Here is a 21315-nt window from a genome sequence, read left to right as displayed (position 1 = left end):
CTGCGGGGCAGGTACTCCACGGGAGAGACAAACGTACGCCGACGGTGACACCGAATCCCGGGAGGGACGATGAGCACGCCCTACGACCCGGGCCGACCGGAGGACAGACCGGCCGACCAGCCGGGACACCCGGCCGCGCCCCCGCCTGAGCAGTACCCGCCGGGTCAGGGCGACTCGACCCACCAGGAACAGCCCGCCTACGACCCGAACCAGGGCAGGTACGACCCCGGCTACCCGAGCAACGAGCAGCCCGACCAGGGTGGTCACCCGAGCGGGCAGCAGCCCGGCCAGGGCGGTTACGACCAGGGCGGCTATGGCCAGCAGCCCGACCAGGGCGGCTATGGCCAGCCGCCCGACCAGGGCGGTTATCCCAGCGGTCAGCAGCCGGGCCAGGGTGGCTACGCGAGCGGGCAGCAGCCCGGTCAGGGCGGTTACGGCCAGGGCGGCTACGGCCAGCCGCCCAACCAGGGCGGTTATCCGAGCGGTCAGCAGCCGGGCCAGGGCGGTTATCCGAGCGGTCAGCAACCCGGCCAGGGCGGCGGCAGCTACGGCCAGCAGCCCGGTCAGGGTGGCTATCCGAGCGGGCAGCAGCCCGGTCAGGGCAGCTACGACCAGGGCGGCTACAGCCAGCAGCCCGGCCCGGACCAGGGCGGCTACGGCCAGCAACCCGGTTACGGCCAGCAACCCGGTTACGGCCAGCAACCCGGTTACGGCCAGCACCCCGGGTATGGCCAGCAGGGCGGTCGGCAGCCCGACCAGGGCGGCTACGGTCAGCAGCCCAACTACGGCCAGCAGGGCTATGACCAGCAGGGATACGCCCAGGGGCAGCAGCCCGCCTACAACCAGGCGCCGCCCTACGCCGGCGGCTACGGTGCCCCTCCGTTCGGCGGTCAGGGATACGGCGCGCCCGCCGCGGACCCGCCGAAAGAGGTCCACTGGACGACGTACGCCATGTACACCGCGATCGGCCTGAGCCTGATCAGCCTGCTGCTGACCCTGGTCGACTCGTCCGGCTACAAGGACGCGATCCGGGACGCGCAGACCAACGGCTCGACGGTCAACGTCAACGCGGTCTACGCCGCGGCCGTTGCGTTCGCGATCGTGATCACGGTGATCATCTCCGCGGTGTACGTGTTCCTCGCGATCAACCTGCGCAAGGGCAAGAACTGGGCCCGGATCACGACGTACATCGTCGTGGGCGTGTTCATCCTGTTCGGGCTGATCGGCATGCTCGGCGACGGCCCGAGCTTCACCCGGATCCTGGGCATCCTGGTCCTGCTGGCGAACGTGGCGACCGTCGTGCTGCTGAGCCTGCGACCGTCCAACCAGTTCTTCGCCGCCATGAAGGGCCCGCGCTACTAGAGCTCAGAGGAAGCCGAGAGTGGGCCGGGAGCCCTCGAGCACCCGGCCCGCTTCGGTGTCCAGGACCTTCTCCAGCAGGGTCCCGTACACGGACCGGAAATCGGTGGTGACCTTGAGGTCGCCGTCGTCGAGCGAGGTGAGGCTGGGCTGGTCGCCGTAGAAGCCGCCGCGGACCGGGGTGCCGGCGACCAGCAGCGGGCCGGCGGTGCCGTGGTCGGTGCCCTGGCTGGCGTTCGCGCCGACCCGCCGGCCGAACTCCGAGTAGATCGCCACGACCACGCCGCGGGACTGCCCGGACATGTCCTTGACGAAGCCGGAGACGGCCGTGTCGAGCTCGCCGAGCAGCCGGGACTGGGTGCCCTTCTCGTCGGCGTGGGTGTCGAAGCCGCCGAGGCTGACCGCGTACACCTGGGTCGGGACGTTGGCCTTGATGCAGCGGGACACGATCCCGAGCTGCTTGGCCAGCGCGTTCTGGCCGCCGGCGGAGCCGCCCTGGGCCTGGTTGTCGTCCTCGTCCGGGTCCGCGGAACCGGCGGCGTCCAGCGGCGGCCCGAACAGCGCGGTCGCCGACAGCAGCGTGCCGGTGGCCCGGGCGGCCATCGCCTGGGTCGGCGGGTCGGCGGGATCGGCCGCGGACAGCGCCGTCACCCCGGCGCCCAGTGGACCCGTCGGCGCCTGGAACGACGTCAGCGGCAGCGCCACCCCGGCCGCCCTGGTGCCGATCGCGAGCGGCGGCAGGGTCGCGCCGACCGAGACCACCCGCATCGGGTCCGGCCGGGTCGCGTCCAGCCAGCGCCCGATCCAGCCGGTGTTTGCCGGGTGGTCGGGCGAGCCGCTCTGCCAGATGTCCATCGACCGGAAGTGGCTGTGGTCCGGCTTCGGGTAGCCGACACCGCGCACGACCGCCAGCTTCTTGTCGTCCCAGAGCGCCTTGAAACCCGTCATCGACGGGTTCAGGCCGAGCTGGTCGTCCAGCTCCAGCACCTCGTCCGCGCCGTACGCGAGATCCGGCCGGGCGTCGTGGTAGGCCCCGTCCGCGTACGGCACGACCGTGCCGAGGCCATCGTTGCCGCCGTAGAGCGTGACCAGGACCAGCACGTTCGCGTCCGGTTCCAGCGGATCGGCCGACGCCCGACCGGCGATCTCGCGCCAGCCGACGGTGCCGGCGCCGGCCGCGAGCGCAGCCGCCCCGGTCACCCCGGAGGCGATGAGGAACTTCCGTCGGGTCAGCGTGTCCATGCAGTCACCGGACCAGGTATTCGGGGCTGATCAGCGCGAGCGTGACCAGCCGGGCGGGCTCGGCGGCGGCGTCCTTGAGCGCGGCCAGGGTGCGCGGCGTCCAGGCGTCCACGCCGAGCAGGTGCGCGGCGGCGGCCGGCCGGTCGGACGCGGACGAGACCGCGCCCAGGTCGGCCTTCTTCGCCATCGCGGTCGCGAACGTCAGCCGTTCCCTGGTCGCCGCGGTCGACAGCCAGGCCACCCCGCCGGGCCAGCCGCCCACGCTCGGCGGCCGGAACGGCACCTGCCCGAGCGCGTCCAGCGTCGCCAGCAGCCCGCGGCCGGGCTTGCCCTCGCGCGGGACCTCCAGGCGCAGCGCACGGAAGACGCCCACGACGTACTCGACCGGGGCGGCGACGAGCGAGGACTTGTCGGCACGGAAGGCCGGGTCCAGATAGAGCGCCCGCAGCAGCGCGGTCACGTCCCGGTTCGGCCCGTACGCGGCGACCAGCCGGGCGAGCGTGTCGGCCGGCAGCGTGCTGGAGCCGAGCCGGGACCAGAGCCGGGTGGCGACGAACGCGGCCGACTCCGGCCGGGCGGTGAGCAGGTCGACCAGCCCGCGGTCGTCCAGGTCGCCGGTCACGCCGAGCACGGTCTTGCTGCCGTCGTCGTGCTGTTTCGGGACCGGGGCCGCGGTGGCGTGCGCGCGGTCGACCGTCCAGCCGGTCAGCGCCCGCGCCGCCTCCCGGACGTCGGTCTCCGAGTAGTGCCCGACCCCGAGCGTGAACAGCTCCATCAGCTCGCGGGCCAGGTTCTCGTTCGGCTTGCCCTTCTTGTTGCGCTGCCCGTCCAGCCAGACCAGCAGTGCCGGGTCGCGGACCATGGCCCGGGCCAGCTCGCGGAAATCGCCCCGGCCCTTCGCACGCAGCGTCTCGTTCTGCGCCAGCATCATCGCCGGACTGCGGACCTTCTGGATCGAGGTCGCCCAGTGCCCGTGCCAGGTGACCGTGAGCCGCTCGACGAGCGGCTGCTGGACCCGGACCATCCGGTCCAGCCACCACAGCGCCAGCGTCTCGGACCGGGTCCGCAGCTGCCGCGTGTACGTCCGCCGCGCGGCCTTGTCGTCCGCCTTCGGCGGCCGGGCCGGCTCGACCCCGAGCTCCGGCGGCGGCACCGCCCCGGGGTCCGCGCCGGGCGTCAGCAGCGCCTCGACCGTGGCCTCGTACCCGCGGGCCGTGGCCGCCGCCACCTCGGCACCGGTGGTGCCGAACCCGGACCGCCGCAGCAACAAGGACACCTCGCTCATGGGGACCGACTGTGCCCGTCCGATGTTCGAGGAGCGTCAGGAGGACGTACTGTGCCGCCCTTTGTTCGTCTCGTCGGTCGCTCCGCGACCTGCGCCAGCTCGGCGGCGCGCTGCGGAAGGGAGGCGGCGCGATCCCGTGCCGGGACGCCACGTAACGTTCTGCGCATGATCTCCGCCGGACAGGGAGAGCTGCCGATGGACGAGATCCGAGCTGCACTCGGGGAGATCTTCGACGTCGTGCAGGACGACACGCTGGGCCGCTCGATCAGCTTCCGCTACGGGATCAGCACCCCGACCGGGCAGACCGCGGAGACCTGGCCGCCGGACATCCGGGCCCGGCCGGCCTCGATCGAGGCCGAGTGGGACCCGCGCAACCTCTTCCGCGCCGGGCCCGCGGTCGCATGACCGCGCTCGTCACCGGGGCCACCTCGGGGATCGGCGCCGCGTTCGCGCGCCAGCTCGCGGCCGAGGGGATGGACCTGGTCCTGGTCGCCCGGGACATGGACCGGCTGGAGGGCACCGCGGCCTCGCTGCGCGACCGGTACGGCGTCGAGGTCGAGGTCATCTCCGCCGACCTCGCGTTCGCCGAGACCACGCTGCCGGTGCAGGAGCGGGTCGCCTCGACCGAGCGGCCGATCGACCTGCTGGTCAACAACGCCGGGATCGGGCTGCGCGGGAAGTTCTGGGAGACCCCGCTGGCCGACCAGGAGCGGATGTTCCACCTCAACTGCACGGCCGTGCTGCGGCTCTCGCACGCGGCCCTCGGCGCGATGGTGCCGCGCGGCCGCGGCGACATCATCGTGGTCTCCTCGGTCTCCGGCTTCGCCCCCTCGGTCCGCGGCGCGTACGGGGCGAGCAAGGCCTGGGCGACCGCGTTCGCCGAGTCCCTGACCGGAGCGCTGGCCGGGACCGGTGTGCACGCGTCCGCGGTCGCGCCCGGCTTCGTCCGGACCGAGTTCCACGGCCGGGCCGGGCTGGAGATGTCGAAGGTGCCCGAGTTCATGTGGCTGGACGCCGAGGAGGTGGCCGCGGCGGCGCTGCGGGACCACCGGGCCGGCAAGGTGGTCAGCGTGCCCGGTGCCCAGTACAAGGCGATCGTGGCAGCGTCCCGGCTGGTCCCGCCGTCGGTGAACCGGCGGGTGACCGAGCTCTTCCGGCGGCGGGCCCTCTAACCCAGCACCAGATCTGCCAGCTCGGCGCGGTGCCGGGACGGGGACCCGTCGAAGGACGCGATCCACTGCGCCCGCTTGTAGTAGCGGTGCAGCGGGTGGTCCCAGGTGAAGCCGATCCCGCCCATCGACTGGATCGCGTTCTCGCAGCCGCCGACCGCGGCCCGGGCCGCCGCCACCGCCGCGGACGCGACCGCCTCGTCCTGGGCCGGGTCGTCCTCGGCCACGCACCAGGCCGCCCGGTAGGCCAGCGACCGGGCCAGCGCCAGCGCGGTGTAGACGTTCGCCAGCCGGTGCGACACCCCCTGGTACGACCCGATCGGCCGCTCGAACTGGGTCCGCGTCTTCGCGTGCTCCACGGCCAGGTCCAGCGCCCGCTGGGTCAGCCCGGCGGCCTCGCAGGCCAGCAGCGCCAGCGCCCGCCGCCGGACGGTCCGCAGCGCGACGCCGGCGTCCAGGTCCAGCCGCTCGGCCGGCGTCCCGTCCAGCCGCAGCTCGCCCAGCCGCCGGGTGCGGTCCACAGTGGACAGCGGGTGGACGACCTCGGGGTGGTCGGCCAGGTCGACCCGGAACAGGGTGACCCGGTCGTGCTCGCGCGCCGCGACCACGGCGATCGCGGCCGCGCCCACGTCCGGCACGGCCCGCTTGACGCCGGTCAGCCGCCAGCCGTCGACGTCGTCGTCCGCCCGGCAGGAGACCGTGTTCGCGGCCTCCCGCAGCGTCCGGGCGGCGTCGTCGGCCCAGGCCAGCGTGGCCGGCCGGGACGGCGGCCCGCCGACCGCGGCGCCGGCCAGCGCGACCGAGGAGAACCACGGCGCGGGCAGCAGCGCGTACCCGGCCTCCTCGGCCAGCACGGCCTGCTCCAGCAGGTCCAGCTCGGGGTCGAGCCAGCCGAGCTCGGTCAGTTCCTTCCAGACGCCCGGGTCCCAGCCCTCGTCGCCGTCGGCCAGGGTGGCGACCCGGTCGGCCGGGTAGCGGTCGGCCAGCCACTCGCGCGCGGCGGCCCGGAGCATCTCCTGCTCCTCGGAGAACGCGAAGTCCACTGTGTACCGTCCTAACGCGACCGCGGCAGGCCGAGCACCCGCTCGGCGACGATGTTGCGGAGGATCTCCGACGTACCGGCCTCGATGGTGTTGCCGCGGCTGCGCAGCTGCTGGTACTGCCAGTAGCCGTTCCAGAACGCGCCCTCGCCGTCGAGCTGGCCGTCCGCGCCGAGCAGTTCCCGGGCCAGCGACGTCAGCCGCTGGTTGGCCTCGGACCAGTGCAGCTTGGCCACCGAGCCCTCCGGCCCGGGTACGCCGGTCTTCATCAGCGCGGTCAGCGAGCGGTAGTTGGTGAACCGCAGGCCCTGCAGGTCCACGTACAGGTCGGCGATGCGGTCGCGGACCAGCGGGTCGCTCGCGGCGCCGGTCTTCTGCGCGGTGCTGACCAGCCGCCGGAACAACGCGTCCAGCCGGGCCGTGAGGGCGAAGCCGAGCGTGCCGCGCTCGTGCAGCAGCGTGGTCATCGCGACGCCCCAGCCGCCGCCGACCTCACCGACCACATTGGACACCGGCACCCGCACGTCGGTGAGGAACACCTCGTTGAACTCGGGGTCGCCGGTGATCTGGCGCAGCGGCCGGACCTCGACGCCCTCGGAGTGCATGTCCACCAGCAGGTACGTCAGCCCGCGGTGCTTCTGCGAGCCGGCCTCGGACCGGGTGAGCAGGATGCAGTAGTCGGCCACGTGCGCGTAGGAGGACCAGACCTTCTGGCCGTTGACGACGAACTCGTCGCCCTCCCGCTCGGACCGGGTCCGCACGCTGGCCAGGTCGGAGCCGGAGCCGGGCTCGGAGAAGCCCTGGCAGAAGATCGTCTCGCCGGACAGGATCCCGCGCAGGTGGGTCTCCTTCTGCTCCGGCGTGCCGTGCGCGATGATCGTCGGCCCGGCCATCCCGAGACCGATCACCCCGATGTGGTCGGGCGCGTCGATCCGGGCCGTCTCCTCCAGGTAGATGCCCTGGTACGTCGGGGACAGGCCGCGACCGCCGTACTCGGTCGGCCAGGTGAGGCCCGCGTAGCCGGCGTCGAAGAGGTTCCGCGTCCAGCGGCGGGCGGCCTCGAAGTCCCACCGGCCGACGTGCGGCTCGCGCTCGCCCCAGTCGGGCGGCAGCTCGGCGGCCAGCCAGGACCGCAGCTCGGAGCGGAACTCGGCCTCGTCGGGGCTGTCCCGGAAGTCCACGACGACCTCCTTCACGGGTGACGGCTCTCCCGGCACCCTACCGGCGGGTACGGCGGTGTGGGGCCTTACGCTGCCGCCGTGACCCATCGCGACCAGCTCCGGACCTTGATCACCGAGCTGGCCGTGGTCCGCGGCCGGGTCACGCTCTCCAGCGGGGCCGAGGCCGACTGGTATCTCGACCTGCGCCGGCTGGCGCTGCACCACGTCGGCGGGCCGCTGATCGGGCGGGTGATGCTCGATCTCACCGCCGACTGGTCGTACGAGGCGGCGGGCGGGCTGACGCTCGGCGCGGACCCGGTGGCGACGGCGATGCTGCACGCGTCGGCGGCCGCGGCCGGGCCGCCGCTGGACGCGTTCATCGTGCGCAAGGAAGGCAAGGCGCACGGGCTGCAGCGCCGGATCGAGGGGCCGGACGTGGCCGGCCGGCGGGTGCTGGCGCTGGAGGACACCTCGACGACCGGGTCGTCGGTGCTCACCGCGGTGGACGCGCTGCGGGAGGCCGGGGCGGAGATCGCCGGCGTCGCGGTGGTCGTGGACCGCGGCGCCGGGGACAAGGTCCGCGCGGCCGGGCTGGCCTATCGGGCCGCATACGACCTGACCGACCTCGGCCTGGCCTGAGCCCGGCCGCCGACGACGGTGTCGACCCGGCTGGAGACGGCCTCGCCCTTGGTCGCCGCGAACACCAGCAGCGCACCGATGATCAGGTGCGCGATGTTGTGCAGCCCCCCGGTGGCCTCACCGGCCGGCGGGGTGCCGGCCTTCCCAGCGAGGTCTCCCGGTGAACGTTCGGTCGCCGGGTGATCATGGTTCATCCGCCCTACGCTGCCGGGATGGACGACGAGAGGGCGATCCGCACGCTCATCGAGAACTGGGCGACGGCCGTGCAACGGGGTGACCTCGCCGCGGTGCTCGCGGATCATGCCGAGGACATCGTGATGTTCGACGTGCCGCCGCCGCAGGACGGCATCCGCGGCATCGACGCCTACCGCGAGTCCTGGCCGCCGTTCTTCCGGTGGCAGGCGTCCGGTGCCTCGTTCGACCTCCTCTCGCTCGACGTGACCGCCGGTGCCGACGTCGCCTTCGCGTACGCGTTGCTGCGCTGTGGGACGGCCGACGCCGATCCCGCCGTCCGGCTCCGGCTGACCGTGGGTCTGGTCAAGCGGGACGGCCGGTGGGTGGTCACCCACGAACACCACTCCTATCCCTCCTGAGCCGGTGTCCGAGCTCGTGGTGCTGGCCGGGGTGCACGCGGTCAAGCACGCGGTCCGGTTCGGGGCGTCGCTGGAGTCCGTGGTCTCGGCCGACCCGGAGGCCGCGCTCGCCCTGCTCGCGTCGGTGGCGCCGGACGTCCGGATCGAGGTCGACCGGGTGCCGGCGGCCGAGGTCGAGCGGCTCGCGGGCGGGCGGGCCGATCTCGTCGGCCTGGCCCGGCGTCCGGACCTGGTCCCGGGCGGCACCGGGCCGACGATCCTGCTCGACAACCCGCGTCATCTCGGCAACCTCGGCGCGGTGATCCGGGTCGCGGCCGGCTTCGGCGCCCGCGCCGTGCTCTCGACCGGGACCGTCGACCCCTGGCACCCGGCGGTCGTGCGGGCCGCGGCCGGTCTGCACTTCGCCGTCCCGGTCCGGCGGGTCGACGCGCTGCCGGCGCGTCTCGTCGGCTTCGACCCGGCCGGCGACGATCTCCGTACGGTCGCGGTCCCCGACGACGCCGTGCTCGCCTTCGGCTCCGAGCGCCACGGCCTGTCCGAGGCGGTCCGCGCCCGGGCCGACCGCCTGGTCGCGATCCCGATCCGCGACCGGGTCTCCTCGTACAACCTGGCCACCTCGGTCGCCGTCGCCCTCTACGCCTGGACCGCGCGAGATGGGGGAAGATGACCGCCGTGGACATCACCGAGATCATTCTCTCCGACCACCACGAGCAGCGTCGGATGTTCGCCATGCTCGACGAGATCGACCGGTCCGACACCGCGACGCTGGACGCGCTGTGGACCCGGCTGTCGGCGATGCTGGAAGTGCACGCCCAGGCCGAGGAGCTCTTCTTCTACCCCGAGCTGCTGAAGCTCGGTGAGCGCCGGCACGAGGACGAGGAGGTCGAGGAGACCAAGGACGCCATCGGCGACCACAACGACATCCGCGACGGCATCCTCGCCTCCCGCGAGCACGACCCCGGCACCGAGGGCTGGTGGGCCGGGGTCACCGCCGCCCGCAAGGCCAACGACGAGCACATGGGCGAGGAGGAGCACGAGGGCCTCGCCGACTTCCGCCGCTACGTCGACCTCGACACGCGCCACCGCATCGCCGTCACCTTCGTCGCCTACGAGGCCACCAACGTCGACGGCGTCCCCGTGGTCGACAAGGACCCCGACACCTACATCAAAGAAAACTCCTGATGTAGCCTGTCATCGTGAATCTCGCCGCCGACCTGCCGCTCGACCGCATCGGCGCGATCTGCCGGAAGTACGGCGTGTCCGAGTTGGCCGTCTTCGGTTCGGCACTTCGCGACGACTTCGGACCCGACAGCGACGTCGATTTCCTGTATGTGCTGTCGCCTGACTCGACTCTCGGCTGGGAGATCGTCGATCTCCGCGACGAGCTCCGCGCGGCGGTCGGTCGGGACGTCGACATCGTCCCGAAACGCTTCCTGCACAGGGTGATCCGCGAGCGCGTGCTCGCTGAGGCGCGCGTCGTCTATGCCGATGCGGCCTGATGACCTCTACATCGTCGATCTCATCGAAGCCGCACAAGACGCCCGCCGGTTCGTCCGCGGCGAGTCGGCCGAGGAGTGGTTCGACGACGAGATCGTGCGCTGGGCGGTTGTCGCCCGCCTCACCGCACTGGGTGAGGCGGCGAACGGCTGAGTGCCGACCTCCGGGAGCGGTACGACGACATGCCCTGGCGCACGATCATCGGCTTCCGGAACGTCGCCGTGCATGAGTACTTCGCTGTCGAGTGGCAGGTGGTCTGGCAGATCGTGGACCGCCAGCTGCCGGCGCTCATCGACTACGGCCTCGCCATCCTCCGGACGGAGTACCCGGAACTGGTCGCCGGCCTCTGAACCGCCCGCCTAGGGTCGGGGCGTGGAGCGGAAGCCGACGAAGGCGGAGCTTGCCGGGGCGTACGGGAAGGTGATTCCGGATCTGGTGGCGCCGGATCTGCGGGTGCTGCTGGTGGGGATCAATCCGAGCCTGTGGTCGGGATGGTCGGGGCTGCACTTCGGGCGGCCGAGCAACCGACTGTGGATCACGTTGGCCGAGGCGGGGTTCACCGACGGCAAGCTGCGGCCGGAGCAGACCGACGAACTGGTCGAGGCCGGGATCGGGATCACGAACCTGGTCAATCGGGCGACCGCACGGGCCGATGAGTTGAGTGACGGCGAGATCCGGGCGGGCGTGCCGCGGTTGGAGGAGACGGTCCGGACCTGGCGGCCGCGGACGGTCGCCGTCCTCGGGATCACCGCGTACCGGACCGCGTTCGCGAGGCCGAAGGCGGTGATCGGCCCGCAGCCGGAGCCGATCGAGGGCGTCCCGCTCTGGGTCCTGCCGAACCCGTCCGGCCTCAACGCGCACTATCAGCAGCCCAGGCTCAGCGCTGAGTACGCCGAACTCGCTACAGCGGTGCGCTGACAGCACCGGCAGCTGGCGTTCCTGGCCGTGCACCCCGACCGGCAGGGCGAGCGGAACGGCGGCGAGCTGATGCGGCGGGAGGTGTCCTGATCCGGGCCGTATGAGCCCGGACCGTGTCCGCCGCCCCGCGGATCCGGCCGAAGGCGGCCGCGCCGGATCCGTCCGAAGTGGACAGACTGCGCCGGCTGCTCGGTTCCGTGCTCCCCGGCGGTGTCGGACCCCGCTAGGGCGCGCGGAGGATCCGGCGGCCGGCGTCGTCGACCAGCAGACCGGTGTCCGGCCACTGCATCGCGGGCTTGTTCGCCCGCAGCGACACCAGCCCGTGCACCAGCGCCCACAGCTCGTACGCGAGCGACTCCGCGTCCCCGTCCGGGATCGCGCCCGCGGCCATCGCGGCCCGGACGTCGTCGCGCACCTTGTACAGCAGCGTCCGTCCGGGCGGGAGGACGCCCGGCTCCAGCTCGGGCTTCGACTGCAGGCGGCCCTCGTACATGACCTGGTAGAGACCGGGGTGGGCGGCGCCCCAGGCCAGGTACGCCCGGCCGCGGGCGATCACCCGTTCCACCGGGTCGGCCTCGGCGTCGGCCGCCGCGTCCAGGTCGCGGCCCATCAGCCCGTGGCTGTCGGCCAGGACGGCCAGCACCAGCTCGTCGAGGTTGGCGAAGTGCAGGTACATCGACTGGGGCGAGATGCCGACCTCGCGGGCGACGCCGCGCAGGCTCAGCCCCTCGTCGGAGCCGGCCGCCTCGAGCAGGCGGGCGGTCGCGGCGAGGATCTCGGCCCGCAGCCGATCGCCCTCACCTCGCCGGTTGCGCTCCCGGACCGCGCTCGACTTCTGCTGCATCGCTCCATCCCACCAATCACTTGACAGGTGTCTGCCTACGAGCTTAGCTGACATACGTCACCTTACACACGTCTATGAAAGAAGCGGCCATGTCCCGTCGGGCCTGGACCCTCGTGCTGGTCTGCGCGGCCACGTTCATGCTGTTGCTCGACGTCTCCGTGGTGACGACCGCGCTGCCGACGATCCGGGCCGACCTGAACGCGTCGTTCTCCGACGTGCAGTGGGCGCTCGACGCGTACACGCTGCCGCTGGCGGCGCTGCTGCTGCCGGCCGCCTCGCTGGCCGACATCACCGGCCGGAAGCGGATCTTCCTGCTCGGGCTGGCCATCTTCACGGCGGCGAGCGCCGCCTGCGCCGCCTCGACCACACCGCTGGCGCTGGACGTGGCCCGGGCCGTACAGGGTGGCGGCGGTGCGCTGCTGTTCGCGACCGCGCTCCCGCTGCTCGGGCACGAGTTCCGGGGCCGGGACCGGGCGGCCGCGATCGGCGTCTGGAGCGCGGTCCTGGCCGGCTCGGTCGCGGTCGGCCCGCTGGTCGGCGGCGCGCTGGTGGACAGCCTCGGCTGGCAGTGGATCTTCCTGGTCAACCTGCCGATCGGCGCGGTCGCCTTCGTCGCCGCGCTGCTGCGGATCTCCGAAAGCCGGGACCCGAGCGGTCGCCGCGTCGACATCCCGGGCACGGTGCTGCTGGGGCTCGGCCTGTTCGGGCTGGTGCTCGGCATCGTCCGGGGCAACTCGGCCGGCTGGACCAGCGGGCTGGTGCTCGCCTCGTTCCTCGGCGGCGCGGTGCTGCTGGCCGCGTTCGTGCTGGTGGAGGCGCGCTCGGCCCGGCCGATGCTGGACCTCGGGCTGTTCCGGTCGCCCGCGTTCAGCGGCGCCGCGATCGTCGGCTTCCTCGTCTCGGCCGGGATCATCGGCATGTTCGCGTACGTCGTGATCCTCACCCAGGCCGGCTTCGGCTTCTCGGCGCTGCGCTCGGGCCTGAGCTTCCTGCCGCTGTCGGTGCTCTCGTTCGTGGCCGCGGCGGTGACCGGTCGGCGGCTGCTCGGCCGGGTCCCGACCCGGCTGCTGCTCACCGCCTCGATGGGGATCAGCCTGCTCGGTATCCTGCTCACCGCGGTGGTCGGGCGGACCGAGACCTACGGCTCGACCGTGCCGGGCCTGATCATCATCGGCTTCGGGTTCGGCATGAGCACGCCGATCATCGCCAACGTCGGCCTCGGCGCGGTCGCGCCGGAGCGGGCGGGCATGGCCACCGGCGCGGTGAACACCTTCCGCCAGGTCGGCACGGCGGTCGGGGTGGCCGGGCTGGGCGCGCTGTTCGAGGCCCGGGTCCGGGACGCGGTGGTCGACGCGCTGTCCGGCCAGGTCGGCGCGGCGAACGCGCGTGAGCTCGGCACGGCCGTCGCGGCCGGCGGCACCAAGCAGGCGCTGGCCGCGGTCCCGGCCGGGTTGCGTCCGGCGCTGTCCGAGGCCGCGCTGTCCGCGCTCTCGAACGGGCTGGCCTGGGTGCTGTGCGCCGGCGCCGCCTGCGTCCTGGGCGCCCTGGTCGCCGCGTACACCCTGGTCCGCGACACGCCAACGCCGGCCGAGCCCCCGGCCGAGCCGGTCTCGGCCGCCGCCTGACGCCCCCGCCCCGGGCGACCCGCCGGCCGGCGTCCGGGGCGGTCCGCGGAGCTCAGATCTCGTCGACGAGGTCGGCGATGGACTCGATGACCCGGCTGGGCCGGAACGGGAAGCGGTCGATCATCGACCGCGTCGTCACCCCGGTCAGGACCAGCACGGTCTCCAGACCGGCCTCCATCCCGGCGACGATGTCGGTGTCCATCCGGTCGCCGATCATCGCGGTCGTCTCGCTGTGCCCGCCGACCGTGTTCAGGGCCGAGCGCATCATCAGCGGGTTGGGCTTGCCCACGAAGTACGGCTCGACGCCGGTGGCCCGGGTGATCAGCGCGGCCACCGAGCCGGTCGCGGGCAGCGCGCCCTCGGTGGACGGCCCGGTCGGGTCCGGGTTGGTCGCGATGAACCGCGACCCGCCGTCGATGAGCCGGATCGCCTTGGTGATCGCGGTGAACGAGTAGCTGCGGGTCTCGCCCAGCACCACGTAGTCCGGGTCGGACTCCGTCAGCGTGTAGCCGATCTGGTGCAGCGCCGTAGTCAGCCCCGCCTCCCCGATCGTGTACGCGCTGCCGCCCGGCCGCTGCGAGTCCAGGAACTGCGCGGTCGCCATCCCGGAGGTCCAGATCGCGTCCGCGGGCACGTCGATCCCGGACGTACGGAGGCGGGCGTGCAGGTCACGCGGGGTGTAGATGGAGTTGTTGGTGAGCACGAGGTAGCGCTTGCCGGACTTCTCCAGGGCCTGGACGAACTCCTGCGCACCGGGGACCGGGATCCCCTCGTGCACGAGGACGCCGTCCATGTCGGTGAGCCAGCACTCGGCCGGCTGCCGCTCCGTCACGGCGCTCATGGTCACCTAGTCGACCCGGTGCCGGCCGGAGACGTGCTCGACGTCGCCGTCGGGCTCGATCGGTTCCTCGGCCAGCGGCGCCGAGGACATCCCGCCGCGCCGCCGCCGGGAGCGCAGCAGCTCGATCGCGGCCGGCACCAGCGAGAGCAGCACGACCGCGATGATGATCGGCTCGATCAGCGGCTCGATCGTCTTCCGTACGAACGAGATGTGCCCGAGGTAGTAGCCCAGCGCGAGCACGCCGCCGCCCCAGAGGATGCCGCCGATGACGCTGTACAGCGCGTACACGGCGAAGCGCATCCGGCTGGCGCCGGCCATCACGGTCGCGAAGGTCCGCACGATCGGCACGAACCGGGCCACCACGATCGTGCGGGCGCCGTAGCGCTCGAAGAAGTCGTGCGAGCGGTCGACGTACTCCTGCCGGAAGAGGCGCGAGTTCGGCTTGTTGAACACGGCCGGCCCGGCCTGGTAGCCGATCCAGTAGCCGACCAGGTTGCCGGCGATGGCGGCGAGCGGGACCAGCAGCAGCGACAGCCAGAACGGCACGTCCAGCGTGCCGGTCGCGGTGAGCAGGCCGGCGCTGAACAGCAGCGTGTCCCCGGGCAGGAAGAAACCGACCAGCAGCCCGCACTCGGCGAACACGATGATCAGCAGGCCGATCAGGCCGAATGAGCTCAGCAGGTGGTCCGGGTCGATGGCGTTCGGCAGCAGGGCGAGGTTCTGCACCCCGCAGAGGCTACCGGCCCGGGGTCTCGGTCCCCTCCGAGCGAGCTGTCCGCCACCTGAGAACGGCGACCACGAGCGTGACGGTGATCGCGACCGCGGCCACCGCCTCCGCGACGTGGCGCAGCCAGGGCACCGAGGCGGCCAGGTAGCCGCCCAGCACCAGCGTCGGCCCCCAGCAGAGCGCGCCGATCACGTTGGCCAGCAGGAACTTCGGCCAGGACATGCCGGTGGCGCCGGCCAGCAGCGGCGCGAACGTCCGGACCCAGGGGATCCAGCGGGCCGAGATCACCGCGAGCACGCCGTAGCGGGTGGTGAAGGCCTCGGCCCGGGCGACCCGCTCCGGGGTGAGCACCCGGCCGCGGCGGCGGCGCAGCAGCGGCAGCCCCATCCGGGCCCCGATGACGTAGCCGAGCGTCTCGCCGGCGATCGCCGCGACCAGCACCCCGGCCAGCAGCCAGCCGACCTGGACTTCCCGGGCGGCGTCGGCGGCGACCAGCCCGCCGGCGAACAGCAGCGTGTCGCCGGGCAGGAAGAAGCCGACCAGCAGCCCGCACTCGGCGAAGACCAGGCCGATGACCACGACGTACACGGCGGCCGTGCCGAGCGTGTCCAGATCGGCGAAGTCCGGCATCGCGTTGACCCTAAGGGCGTACGACGATGGCGGCCTGGGCACGACCGGAAGGTGACCATGAACGAGACCTGCAGGTGAGCCGCGAGCGGCTGGTCGTCATCGGGGCCGACGCGGGCGGGATGACGGCCGCGTCCCAGGCGCGCCGGCGCCGGCCGGCCGGGAAGCTGGACATCGTCGCCGTCGACCGCGGCCGGCACGCGTCGTACTCGGCCTGCGGGATCCCGTACTGGATCGGCGGCGCGGTGGAGTCCGCCGACGACCTGGTCACCCGCTCGGTGGACGAGTTCCGCAAGCAGGACATCGAGGTCCGGCTCCGGCAGGAGGCCGTCGGCCTGGACCTCGACCGGGGCGCGGTGACGGTCCGCGACCTCGACGCCGGCACCGACTACACGCTCGGCTTCGACCAGCTCGTGCTCGGCCTGGGCGCGATCCCGGTCCGCCCGGACATCCCCGGCACCGAGGCCCAGGGCGTGTACGGCGTGCAGACCCTCGACGACGGCGAAGCCGTCCGGGCCGCGATCGACCGGGCCGGGGCGCGCCGGGCGGTGGTCGTCGGCGGCGGCTACATCGGCCTGGAGATGGCCGAGGCGTTCGTCCAGCGGGAGCTGGAGGTGACGGTCGTCGAGGCCGCGCCGCAGCCGATGTCGACGCTGGACCCGGACATGGGCGCGCTGGTCGCCGGGGCGGTCGAGCACCTCGGCATCACCTTGTACCGGTCGGAGAAGGTGTTCGAGATCCGGGCCGGCGCCGACGGCCGGGTGGCCGCGGTGGTCACCGACCAGCGGGAGATCCCGGCCGACGTGGTCGTGCTCGGCCTCGGTGTCCGGCCCAACAGCGGGCTGGCCGGCGACGCCGGCATCACGGTCGGCGTGACCGGCGGGATCGTCACCGACATGCGCATGCGCACCCTCTCCCACCAGCAGGTCTGGGCCGCCGGCGACTGCGTCCAGACCGTCAACCGGGTCTCCCTGGCGCCGGTGCACATCGCCCTCGGCACGCACGCGAACAAGCAGGGCCGGGTGGCCGGGATCAACCTCGGCGGCGGGTACGCGACGTTCCCGGGCGTGGTCGGCACGGCCGTCACCAAGGTCTGCAGCCTGGAGGTGGCCCGGACCGGGCTGCGCGAGGCCGACGCCGAGCGGGCCGGCCTGCGGTACGTCTCGACCGTGGTCGAGTCCACGACCCGGGCCGGCTACTTCCCCGGCACCCAGCCGATCACCACCAAGCTGGTCGCGGAGAAGCGGTCCGGGCGGCTGCTCGGGGCGCAGATCGTCGGCCGGGAGGGCGCGGCGAAGCGGATCGACGTGCTGGCGACGGCGCTGTGGAACGAGATGACCGTGGAGGAGATCTCCGGCCTCGACCTGTCGTACGCGCCGCCGTTCGCGCCGGTCTGGGATCCGGTCCTCATCGCCGCCCGCAAGTCCTGGGACGCGGTCGAGCTCGACGTCCGGGACGACCACACGTCCTAGCGGGCGTGCCAGGCGGCCAGGGCGTCCTTCTCCTTCTGCGGGTCGAGGCCGGCCCTGCCGGTGCGCTCGTTCGGCTCGTTGCCGGCGTCCGGACCGGTCAGCCAGGCGTACACGTCCCGGACGGTGTCGGCGACCGGCCGGGTGCGCAGGCCGGCCCGCTCGGCCGCGGTCGTGTCCTGGTCGAACGCGTAGGGCACCTGGGCGGCCGGGAGCCAGAGCGGCAGCTCGGTCCAGCCGGCGATGCCCTGCTCGACGACGACGTCCTCCGGCACCCAGGTGACGGTCGCGTCGCTGCCGGACACCTCGGCCGCCGTGGCCAGGATCGCGCCGAAGGTGACCTGGTTCGCCGGCCCGGTCGCGACGTACGCACCCGCGGTGCCGGTCCGGCCCGTCTCGACGGCCCAGGCGCCGAGGTCGCGGGCGTCGATCAGCCGCAGCACCCGGTCCGGGTCGCCGGGGGCGAGCACCTCGCCGCCGCGGGCCATCCGGTCCACCCAGTACGGCAGCCGGCCGGTGTCGTCGTACGGGCCGATGATCAGGCCGGCCCGTAGCTGGGTGGTGCGGCCGGGGAAGTACGTCTCGACGGCGCGCTCGGAGCCGACCTTGAACGGGCCGTACTGCTCCGGGTCGAAGGTGCCGTCCGGGGAGCCGGCGTCCGGCGCGCAGTCGTGCACCGGGCTGTCGTCCCGGATCGGCTTCTCGCCGAAGTCCGGGTACGCGTTGATCGAGGAGACGAAGACGTAGTGGCCGACCGCGTCGGCCAGCAGCGCGGCCCCGCGGCCGACCACGTTCGGCACGAAGCCGGATGTGTCGACGACCGCGTCCCACTGCCGGCCGCGCAGCACGTCCAGACCGTCCGGGGTGGAGCGGTCACCGTGCAGGGCCTCGACGCCGTCCGGTGGTTCGCCGGACACGCCGCGGGTGAGGGTGGTGACCTCGTCGCCGGCCGCCAGGGCGGCGTCGACCACGCCGCGGCCGAGGAACCGGGTGCCGCCGAGCACGAGCAGTCGCATGCGACCACCCTGCCGCCGGCACCCGTCCCGGGACCAGCCCGTTACGCGACCGGCGAAACCAGGGCGACCGGCAGGACTACGCGGTGACCTCGACGCCGTTCCAGAAGGCGACGTGGTCGAAGATCTGCTTGGCCGCGTCCTTGGGCTCTGGGTAGTACCAGGCCGCGTCCTCGTTCGTCTTGCCGTCCACCTCCAGCGACTGGTAGCTCGCGGTGCCCTTCCACGGGCACACGCTGTGGGTGTCGGACTCGCGCAGGAACTCGGCGCGGACGGACTCGCGGGGGAAGTAGTGGTTGCCCTCGACGATCACGGTGTCGTCGCTGTCCGCGATGACCTCGCCGTTCCAGACGGCCTTCGCCACTGGTGCCTCCTTGTTCGGGTACTACGGGGAACCCCCGACCGGTGCCCGGGTATTTCACGTTCCCGGACGCGGTGCCCGAGCCCGGCAGCGCCGGCGCGTCCGGGGCGTCGGTGCCGCCGGCCCCGCGGCCGGTCGCCCCGGGCGGTCCGGGCCGCGGCGGGCCGGTGTCCGCGGCCGCGGATCCTGACAGCGCGACCAGTCCCAGCCAGCCCGCGGCGGCGACCCCCGCAAGGTCACACACTGCTCAACGCGCTGTACGTAGAGTCACCAGTTTCTGTACACCCCTCAGGGCCACCCGAAACGTGCGGGATACTTCCCGGACAGGGATCCCAGGACCGTCGGAGGACGAAGATGCCCATCGCCACGCCCGAGGTGTACGCCCAGATGCTCGACCGGGCGAAGGCCAAAGGCTTCGCGTATCCGGCGATCAACATCACCTCGTCGGAGACGGTGAACGCCGCCATCAAGGGCTTCGCCGACGCCGGCAGCGACGGCATCGTCCAGATCTCGACCGGGGGCGCCGAGTTCGCCTCCGGCACCGGGGTCAAGGACATGGTGACCGGCGCCGTCGCGCTGGCCGAGTTCGCCCACGTGGTCGCCGCGCGCTACCCGGTCAACATCGCGCTGCACACCGACCACTGCCCCAAGAACAAGCTCGACAAGTACGTCCGGCCGCTGCTCGCGCTGTCCAAGGAGCGCGTCTACGGCGGCGGCAACCCGCTGTTCCAGTCCCACATGTGGGACGGCTCCGCGGTCGAGCTGGAGGAGAACCTCGAGATCGCGGCCGACCTGCTGACGCTCTGCGCGCAGGCGAAGATCGTGCTCGAGATCGAGATCGGCGTGGTCGGCGGCGAGGAGGACGGCGTCGTCGGCGAGATGAACGACAAGCTCTACAGCACCCCGGGCGACGCGCTGAAGACCGTCGAGGCGCTCGGCTCGGGCGAGAAGGGCCGGTACCTGCTGGCCGCGACGTTCGGCAACGTGCACGGTGTCTACAAGCCGGGCAACGTGAAGCTCCGCCCGGAGATCCTCAAGGAGATCCAGGACAGCGTCGGCAAGGACCTCGGCAAGGAGCGTCCGTTCGACCTGGTCTTCCACGGCGGCTCGGGCTCGGCGCTGCGGGAGATCCGCGAGGCCCTGTCGTACGGGGTGGTCAAGATGAACGTCGACACCGACACGCAGTACGCGTTCACCCGGCCGATCGCCGGCCACATGTTCAGCAAGTACGACGGCGTGCTGAAGATCGACGACGAGGTCGGGGACAAGAAGGCGTACGACCCGCGCAGCTACCTCAAGGCGGCCGAGACCGGCATGGCCGCGCGCGTCGTGACCGCCTGCGAGGACCTCCTCTCGGCCGGCCGCTCGGTCAGCTGACGGGTCGCTCCGGGCGGGCGCGCGGCGTCTGGACCGGAGCGACGCGCCGACGGAGTCGCCGTGCGGCGCGGAGGGAAGACGTCCGCGGTCCGCACGACCAGGGTCGCCACCACCGCGGCGGCCGCGGCGGCCGGGACCGAACGGCTCTCCGCGGGCAGCGGAGGGCCCGAGGTGACCGTCGGCGGCACCGCCCGGCCGAACTCGAATGATCCTGTTCGTCCGGTCGGCCACCGGGAGTGGGGCACCTGGACCCGGTTCTCCACGGACAGGACCGGGCAGTGGACGCTGCCCCTCACCGCGCCCTCGCAGGCGCTCCGGTACCACGCCAGGTCCGCGAACGGGCTCCGATCCCCGATCAGGTCGCTCACGACGTGATCCCCCCTGACGCGGTCCGGGCCTCTGCACCGGGATCCGGACCGCGTCCCCCGCCTCGCGCCCCGGCGTGGCAGGATTCCCGCGTGCCGCACGATCTGCTCGCCCAGCCCCCCGGGACCGAACTGCCCGTCGACCCGGGAGCCGCGGCGCTGGCCGCCGGCGACGACCCGGTCGACGTCGCCGCCCGCGTCCCGACCTCGTCCGCGGCCTGGGCCGCGCTGGCCGACCGCGCCTTCGCCGCCGGCAACGTCGTGGAGTCCTACGCGTACGCGCGGGTCGGCTACCACCGCGGGCTGGACGCGCTGCGCCGGGCCGGCTGGAAGGGCCACGGCCCGGTGCCGTGGGCGCACGAGCCCAACCGGGGTTTCCTGCGCAGCCTGCACGCGCTCGGCCGGGCCGCGGCCTCGATCGGCGAGGACGAGGAGGCGACCCGCTGTCGCGACTTCCTGCGCGACAGCGATCCGACCGCCGCCACCGCCCTCGGCGACTGACACGCAGCCGACCGCGACGACCACTCCGGACAGCTCGCACGCCTCGATCTCGGCGCGGAAGCGCACGTCCGGGCCGCGGCGCGCTCCGGTCCAAGACACCGCCGCGCCCGACCTCCCGCTCACTGGTCGATGACCGGCGGGGTGTCGGTCGGCTCGGTCGGCAGCCGGCCGCGGAAGCCCAGCAGGGAGCGGGCCCCGGCGAACCGGTCCAGCACGTCGGCCCCGCCGCGCAGGGTGGCGACCAGCGGCAGCAGGTCCTCGCGGACCCGCCGGACCGTGTCGGGCAGGTCGCTGACCGCGGGGTCGTCCAGCACGGCGCCGACCCGCCGCAGTCCCGGCACCAGGTCCTTCACCGGCTGCTCGACCTCGTCGAGGATCCCCTCCAGCCGCTCGCCCACCCGCTGCAGCCGGCCGACGGTCGCCCGGGCCTCCCGGATCGTCGAGTCCAGGCTCGACACCGCGCGGGTCAGCGACAGCAACGCGCCCGGCAGCGCGGCCACCGCCTCGGCCTGCTCGCGGGCGAGTCGCACGCCTGTCCCGGCCAGGCGGACGCCCGTCCCGGCCTGGTCCCGGGCCAGCCGTACCAGACGTTGCGGCGACGGGATCGTGGGCATGGGTCCCAGGTTAGGCTTTTGCCGTTTGTTCCCGACTCCAGGAGTTCCG

General features: G+C 73.1%; 27 protein-coding genes. 15 read left to right on the top strand and 12 right to left on the bottom strand.

The annotated features are described in order from the left end of the window. Positions 1–69 precede the first annotated feature (69 nt). Entirely contained in the window at positions 70–1362 is a 1293-nt protein-coding gene (locus tag VGP36_04365; protein HEV7653960.1) for a hypothetical protein, read from the top strand. A gap of 3 nt (positions 1363–1365) precedes the next feature. Here the strand turns inward: VGP36_04365 and VGP36_04360 are convergent, their stop codons facing one another. Next, complete coding sequence (locus VGP36_04360) at positions 1366–2601, bottom strand: DUF1501 domain-containing protein (protein HEV7653959.1); 1236 nt, start codon at positions 2599–2601, stop codon at positions 1366–1368. Positions 2602–2605: 4 nt separating this feature from the next. Then, positions 2606–3886, bottom strand: a complete 1281-nt coding sequence (locus tag VGP36_04355) for a DUF1800 domain-containing protein (GenBank protein ID HEV7653958.1) — start codon at positions 3884–3886, stop codon at positions 2606–2608. A gap of 165 nt (positions 3887–4051) precedes the next feature. Here VGP36_04355 and VGP36_04350 point away from each other — a divergent pair, with 165 nt between their 5' ends. Together VGP36_04350 and VGP36_04345 are read left to right on the top strand one after the other, a co-directional pair. Continuing rightward, positions 4052–4291: a hypothetical protein gene (locus tag VGP36_04350; GenBank protein ID HEV7653957.1), complete on the top strand. Its 240-nt coding sequence runs from the start codon at positions 4052–4054 to the stop codon at positions 4289–4291. After that, positions 4288–5058: an SDR family oxidoreductase gene (locus VGP36_04345; protein ID HEV7653956.1), complete on the top strand. Its 771-nt coding sequence runs from the start codon at positions 4288–4290 to the stop codon at positions 5056–5058. The genes VGP36_04350 and VGP36_04345 overlap by 4 nt, the downstream gene beginning before the upstream one ends. Here VGP36_04345 and VGP36_04340 read toward each other — a convergent pair. After that, on the bottom strand, positions 5055–6098 hold the full coding sequence (locus VGP36_04340) for an acyl-CoA dehydrogenase family protein (protein HEV7653955.1): 1044 nt from the start codon (positions 6096–6098) through the stop codon (positions 5055–5057). The genes VGP36_04345 and VGP36_04340 overlap by 4 nt on opposite strands. 11 nt (positions 6099–6109) lie before the next feature. Further along, positions 6110–7276, bottom strand: a complete 1167-nt coding sequence (locus VGP36_04335) for an acyl-CoA dehydrogenase family protein (GenBank protein ID HEV7653954.1) — start codon at positions 7274–7276, stop codon at positions 6110–6112. Between the two features lie 78 nt (positions 7277–7354). Between VGP36_04335 and VGP36_04330 the strand changes: the two genes are divergently transcribed. After that, complete coding sequence (locus VGP36_04330; protein ID HEV7653953.1) at positions 7355–7894, top strand: orotate phosphoribosyltransferase; 540 nt, start codon at positions 7355–7357, stop codon at positions 7892–7894. On the opposite strand, the gene VGP36_04325 is transcribed toward VGP36_04330, so the two are convergent. After that, on the bottom strand, positions 7852–8088 hold the full coding sequence (locus tag VGP36_04325) for a hypothetical protein (protein HEV7653952.1): 237 nt from the start codon (positions 8086–8088) through the stop codon (positions 7852–7854). The two genes, VGP36_04330 and VGP36_04325, sit on opposite strands and share 43 nt — an antisense overlap. Before the next feature lie 18 nt (positions 8089–8106). Here VGP36_04325 and VGP36_04320 point away from each other — a divergent pair, with 18 nt between their 5' ends. From VGP36_04320 to mug, 7 genes are read left to right on the top strand one after another with little or no spacing between them, the layout of a single operon-like run. Further along, positions 8107–8487: an SgcJ/EcaC family oxidoreductase gene (locus tag VGP36_04320; GenBank protein HEV7653951.1), complete on the top strand. Its 381-nt coding sequence runs from the start codon at positions 8107–8109 to the stop codon at positions 8485–8487. A gap of 4 nt (positions 8488–8491) precedes the next feature. Continuing rightward, the gene (locus VGP36_04315; GenBank protein HEV7653950.1) at positions 8492–9154 is read left to right on the top strand and encodes a TrmH family RNA methyltransferase; all 663 of its coding nucleotides are present in this window, start codon (positions 8492–8494) and stop codon (positions 9152–9154) included. Beyond that, positions 9151–9669, top strand: a complete 519-nt coding sequence (locus VGP36_04310; GenBank protein HEV7653949.1) for a hemerythrin domain-containing protein — start codon at positions 9151–9153, stop codon at positions 9667–9669. The genes VGP36_04315 and VGP36_04310 overlap by 4 nt, the downstream gene beginning before the upstream one ends. A gap of 14 nt (positions 9670–9683) precedes the next feature. Further along, on the top strand, positions 9684–9986 hold the full coding sequence (locus VGP36_04305; protein HEV7653948.1) for a nucleotidyltransferase domain-containing protein: 303 nt from the start codon (positions 9684–9686) through the stop codon (positions 9984–9986). Then, entirely contained in the window at positions 9976–10137 is a 162-nt protein-coding gene (locus VGP36_04300; GenBank protein HEV7653947.1) for a hypothetical protein, read from the top strand. The genes VGP36_04305 and VGP36_04300 overlap by 11 nt, the downstream gene beginning before the upstream one ends. Further along, the gene (locus VGP36_04295) at positions 10134–10334 is read left to right on the top strand and encodes a DUF86 domain-containing protein (protein HEV7653946.1); all 201 of its coding nucleotides are present in this window, start codon (positions 10134–10136) and stop codon (positions 10332–10334) included. The genes VGP36_04300 and VGP36_04295 overlap by 4 nt, the downstream gene beginning before the upstream one ends. 22 nt (positions 10335–10356) lie before the next feature. Then, positions 10357–10902, top strand: coding sequence for a G/U mismatch-specific DNA glycosylase (gene mug / locus VGP36_04290; GenBank protein HEV7653945.1), 546 nt, complete (start codon positions 10357–10359; stop codon positions 10900–10902). 223 nt (positions 10903–11125) lie between these two features. On the opposite strand, the gene VGP36_04285 is transcribed toward mug, so the two are convergent. Then, entirely contained in the window at positions 11126–11746 is a 621-nt protein-coding gene (locus VGP36_04285) for a TetR/AcrR family transcriptional regulator (protein ID HEV7653944.1), read from the bottom strand. Positions 11747–11835: 89 nt separating this feature from the next. On the opposite strand from VGP36_04285, the gene VGP36_04280 reads away from it, so the two are divergent. Next, on the top strand, positions 11836–13371 hold the full coding sequence (locus VGP36_04280) for an MFS transporter (GenBank protein HEV7653943.1): 1536 nt from the start codon (positions 11836–11838) through the stop codon (positions 13369–13371). Between the two features lie 52 nt (positions 13372–13423). Here VGP36_04280 and VGP36_04275 read toward each other — a convergent pair whose 3' ends face one another. From VGP36_04275 to VGP36_04265, 3 genes are read right to left on the bottom strand one after another with little or no spacing between them, the layout of a single operon-like run. After that, positions 13424–14212: an HAD-IIA family hydrolase gene (locus VGP36_04275; GenBank protein HEV7653942.1), complete on the bottom strand. Its 789-nt coding sequence runs from the start codon at positions 14210–14212 to the stop codon at positions 13424–13426. Positions 14213–14218: 6 nt separating this feature from the next. Next, positions 14219–14938, bottom strand: a complete 720-nt coding sequence (locus VGP36_04270) for a VTT domain-containing protein (GenBank protein ID HEV7653941.1) — start codon at positions 14936–14938, stop codon at positions 14219–14221. Positions 14939–14948: 10 nt separating this feature from the next. Next, positions 14949–15569, bottom strand: coding sequence for a DedA family protein (locus tag VGP36_04265; protein HEV7653940.1), 621 nt, complete (start codon positions 15567–15569; stop codon positions 14949–14951). 74 nt (positions 15570–15643) lie between these two features. On the opposite strand from VGP36_04265, the gene VGP36_04260 reads away from it, so the two are divergent. Continuing rightward, positions 15644–17038 carry an FAD-dependent oxidoreductase gene (locus tag VGP36_04260; protein HEV7653939.1) on the top strand — a complete coding sequence of 465 codons (1395 nt, stop codon included), beginning with the start codon at positions 15644–15646 and terminating at the stop codon, positions 17036–17038. On the opposite strand, the gene VGP36_04255 is transcribed toward VGP36_04260, so the two are convergent. Together VGP36_04255 and VGP36_04250 are read right to left on the bottom strand one after the other, a co-directional pair. Then, positions 17035–18051 carry an NAD-dependent epimerase/dehydratase family protein gene (locus VGP36_04255; protein ID HEV7653938.1) on the bottom strand — a complete coding sequence of 339 codons (1017 nt, stop codon included), beginning with the start codon at positions 18049–18051 and terminating at the stop codon, positions 17035–17037. The two genes, VGP36_04260 and VGP36_04255, sit on opposite strands and share 4 nt — an antisense overlap. Positions 18052–18127: 76 nt before the next feature. Continuing rightward, entirely contained in the window at positions 18128–18412 is a 285-nt protein-coding gene (locus tag VGP36_04250) for a DUF427 domain-containing protein (protein ID HEV7653937.1), read from the bottom strand. Positions 18413–18763: 351 nt separating this feature from the next. Between VGP36_04250 and fbaA the strand changes: the two genes are divergently transcribed. Further along, on the top strand, positions 18764–19786 hold the full coding sequence (gene fbaA / locus VGP36_04245; GenBank protein HEV7653936.1) for a class II fructose-bisphosphate aldolase: 1023 nt from the start codon (positions 18764–18766) through the stop codon (positions 19784–19786). 458 nt (positions 19787–20244) lie between these two features. Continuing rightward, positions 20245–20652 (top strand): DUF3151 domain-containing protein, encoded by a 408-nt coding sequence (locus VGP36_04240; GenBank protein ID HEV7653935.1) that lies wholly within the window; start codon positions 20245–20247, stop codon positions 20650–20652. Positions 20653–20771: 119 nt separating this feature from the next. On the opposite strand, the gene VGP36_04235 is transcribed toward VGP36_04240, so the two are convergent. Beyond that, entirely contained in the window at positions 20772–21266 is a 495-nt protein-coding gene (locus tag VGP36_04235) for a hypothetical protein (GenBank protein ID HEV7653934.1), read from the bottom strand. Positions 21267–21315: the final 49 nt, after the last annotated feature.

Source organism: Mycobacteriales bacterium, from assembly GCA_035995165.1.
Classification (GTDB): domain Bacteria; phylum Actinomycetota; class Actinomycetes; order Mycobacteriales; family CADCTP01; genus CADCTP01.
The sequence above is the reverse complement of the archived record's forward strand: the minus strand, read 5'-3'. Positions and strand labels throughout refer to the sequence as shown.

Bases quoted from the DNA above. Each gene is read 5' to 3' on its own strand.
- VGP36_04365 (HEV7653960.1), top strand. From the start codon at position 70: ATGAGCACGCCCTACGACCCGGGCCGACCGGAGGACAGACCGGCCGAC.
- VGP36_04360 (HEV7653959.1), bottom strand. From the start codon at position 2,601: ATGGACACGCTGACCCGACGGAAGTTCCTCATCGCCTCCGGGGTGACC.
- VGP36_04355 (HEV7653958.1), bottom strand. From the start codon at position 3,886: ATGAGCGAGGTGTCCTTGTTGCTGCGGCGGTCCGGGTTCGGCACCACC.
- VGP36_04350 (HEV7653957.1), top strand. From the start codon at position 4,052: ATGATCTCCGCCGGACAGGGAGAGCTGCCGATGGACGAGATCCGAGCT.
- VGP36_04345 (HEV7653956.1), top strand. From the start codon at position 4,288: ATGACCGCGCTCGTCACCGGGGCCACCTCGGGGATCGGCGCCGCGTTC.
- VGP36_04325 (HEV7653952.1), bottom strand. From the start codon at position 8,088: ATGAACCATGATCACCCGGCGACCGAACGTTCACCGGGAGACCTCGCT.
- VGP36_04320 (HEV7653951.1), top strand. From the start codon at position 8,107: ATGGACGACGAGAGGGCGATCCGCACGCTCATCGAGAACTGGGCGACG.
- VGP36_04310 (HEV7653949.1), top strand. From the start codon at position 9,151: ATGACCGCCGTGGACATCACCGAGATCATTCTCTCCGACCACCACGAG.
- VGP36_04300 (HEV7653947.1), top strand. From the start codon at position 9,976: ATGCGGCCTGATGACCTCTACATCGTCGATCTCATCGAAGCCGCACAA.
- VGP36_04285 (HEV7653944.1), bottom strand. From the start codon at position 11,746: ATGCAGCAGAAGTCGAGCGCGGTCCGGGAGCGCAACCGGCGAGGTGAG.
- VGP36_04280 (HEV7653943.1), top strand. From the start codon at position 11,836: ATGTCCCGTCGGGCCTGGACCCTCGTGCTGGTCTGCGCGGCCACGTTC.
- VGP36_04275 (HEV7653942.1), bottom strand. From the start codon at position 14,212: ATGAGCGCCGTGACGGAGCGGCAGCCGGCCGAGTGCTGGCTCACCGAC.
- VGP36_04265 (HEV7653940.1), bottom strand. From the start codon at position 15,569: ATGCCGGACTTCGCCGATCTGGACACGCTCGGCACGGCCGCCGTGTAC.
- VGP36_04255 (HEV7653938.1), bottom strand. From the start codon at position 18,051: ATGCGACTGCTCGTGCTCGGCGGCACCCGGTTCCTCGGCCGCGGCGTG.
- fbaA (HEV7653936.1), top strand. From the start codon at position 18,764: ATGCCCATCGCCACGCCCGAGGTGTACGCCCAGATGCTCGACCGGGCG.
- VGP36_04235 (HEV7653934.1), bottom strand. From the start codon at position 21,266: ATGCCCACGATCCCGTCGCCGCAACGTCTGGTACGGCTGGCCCGGGAC.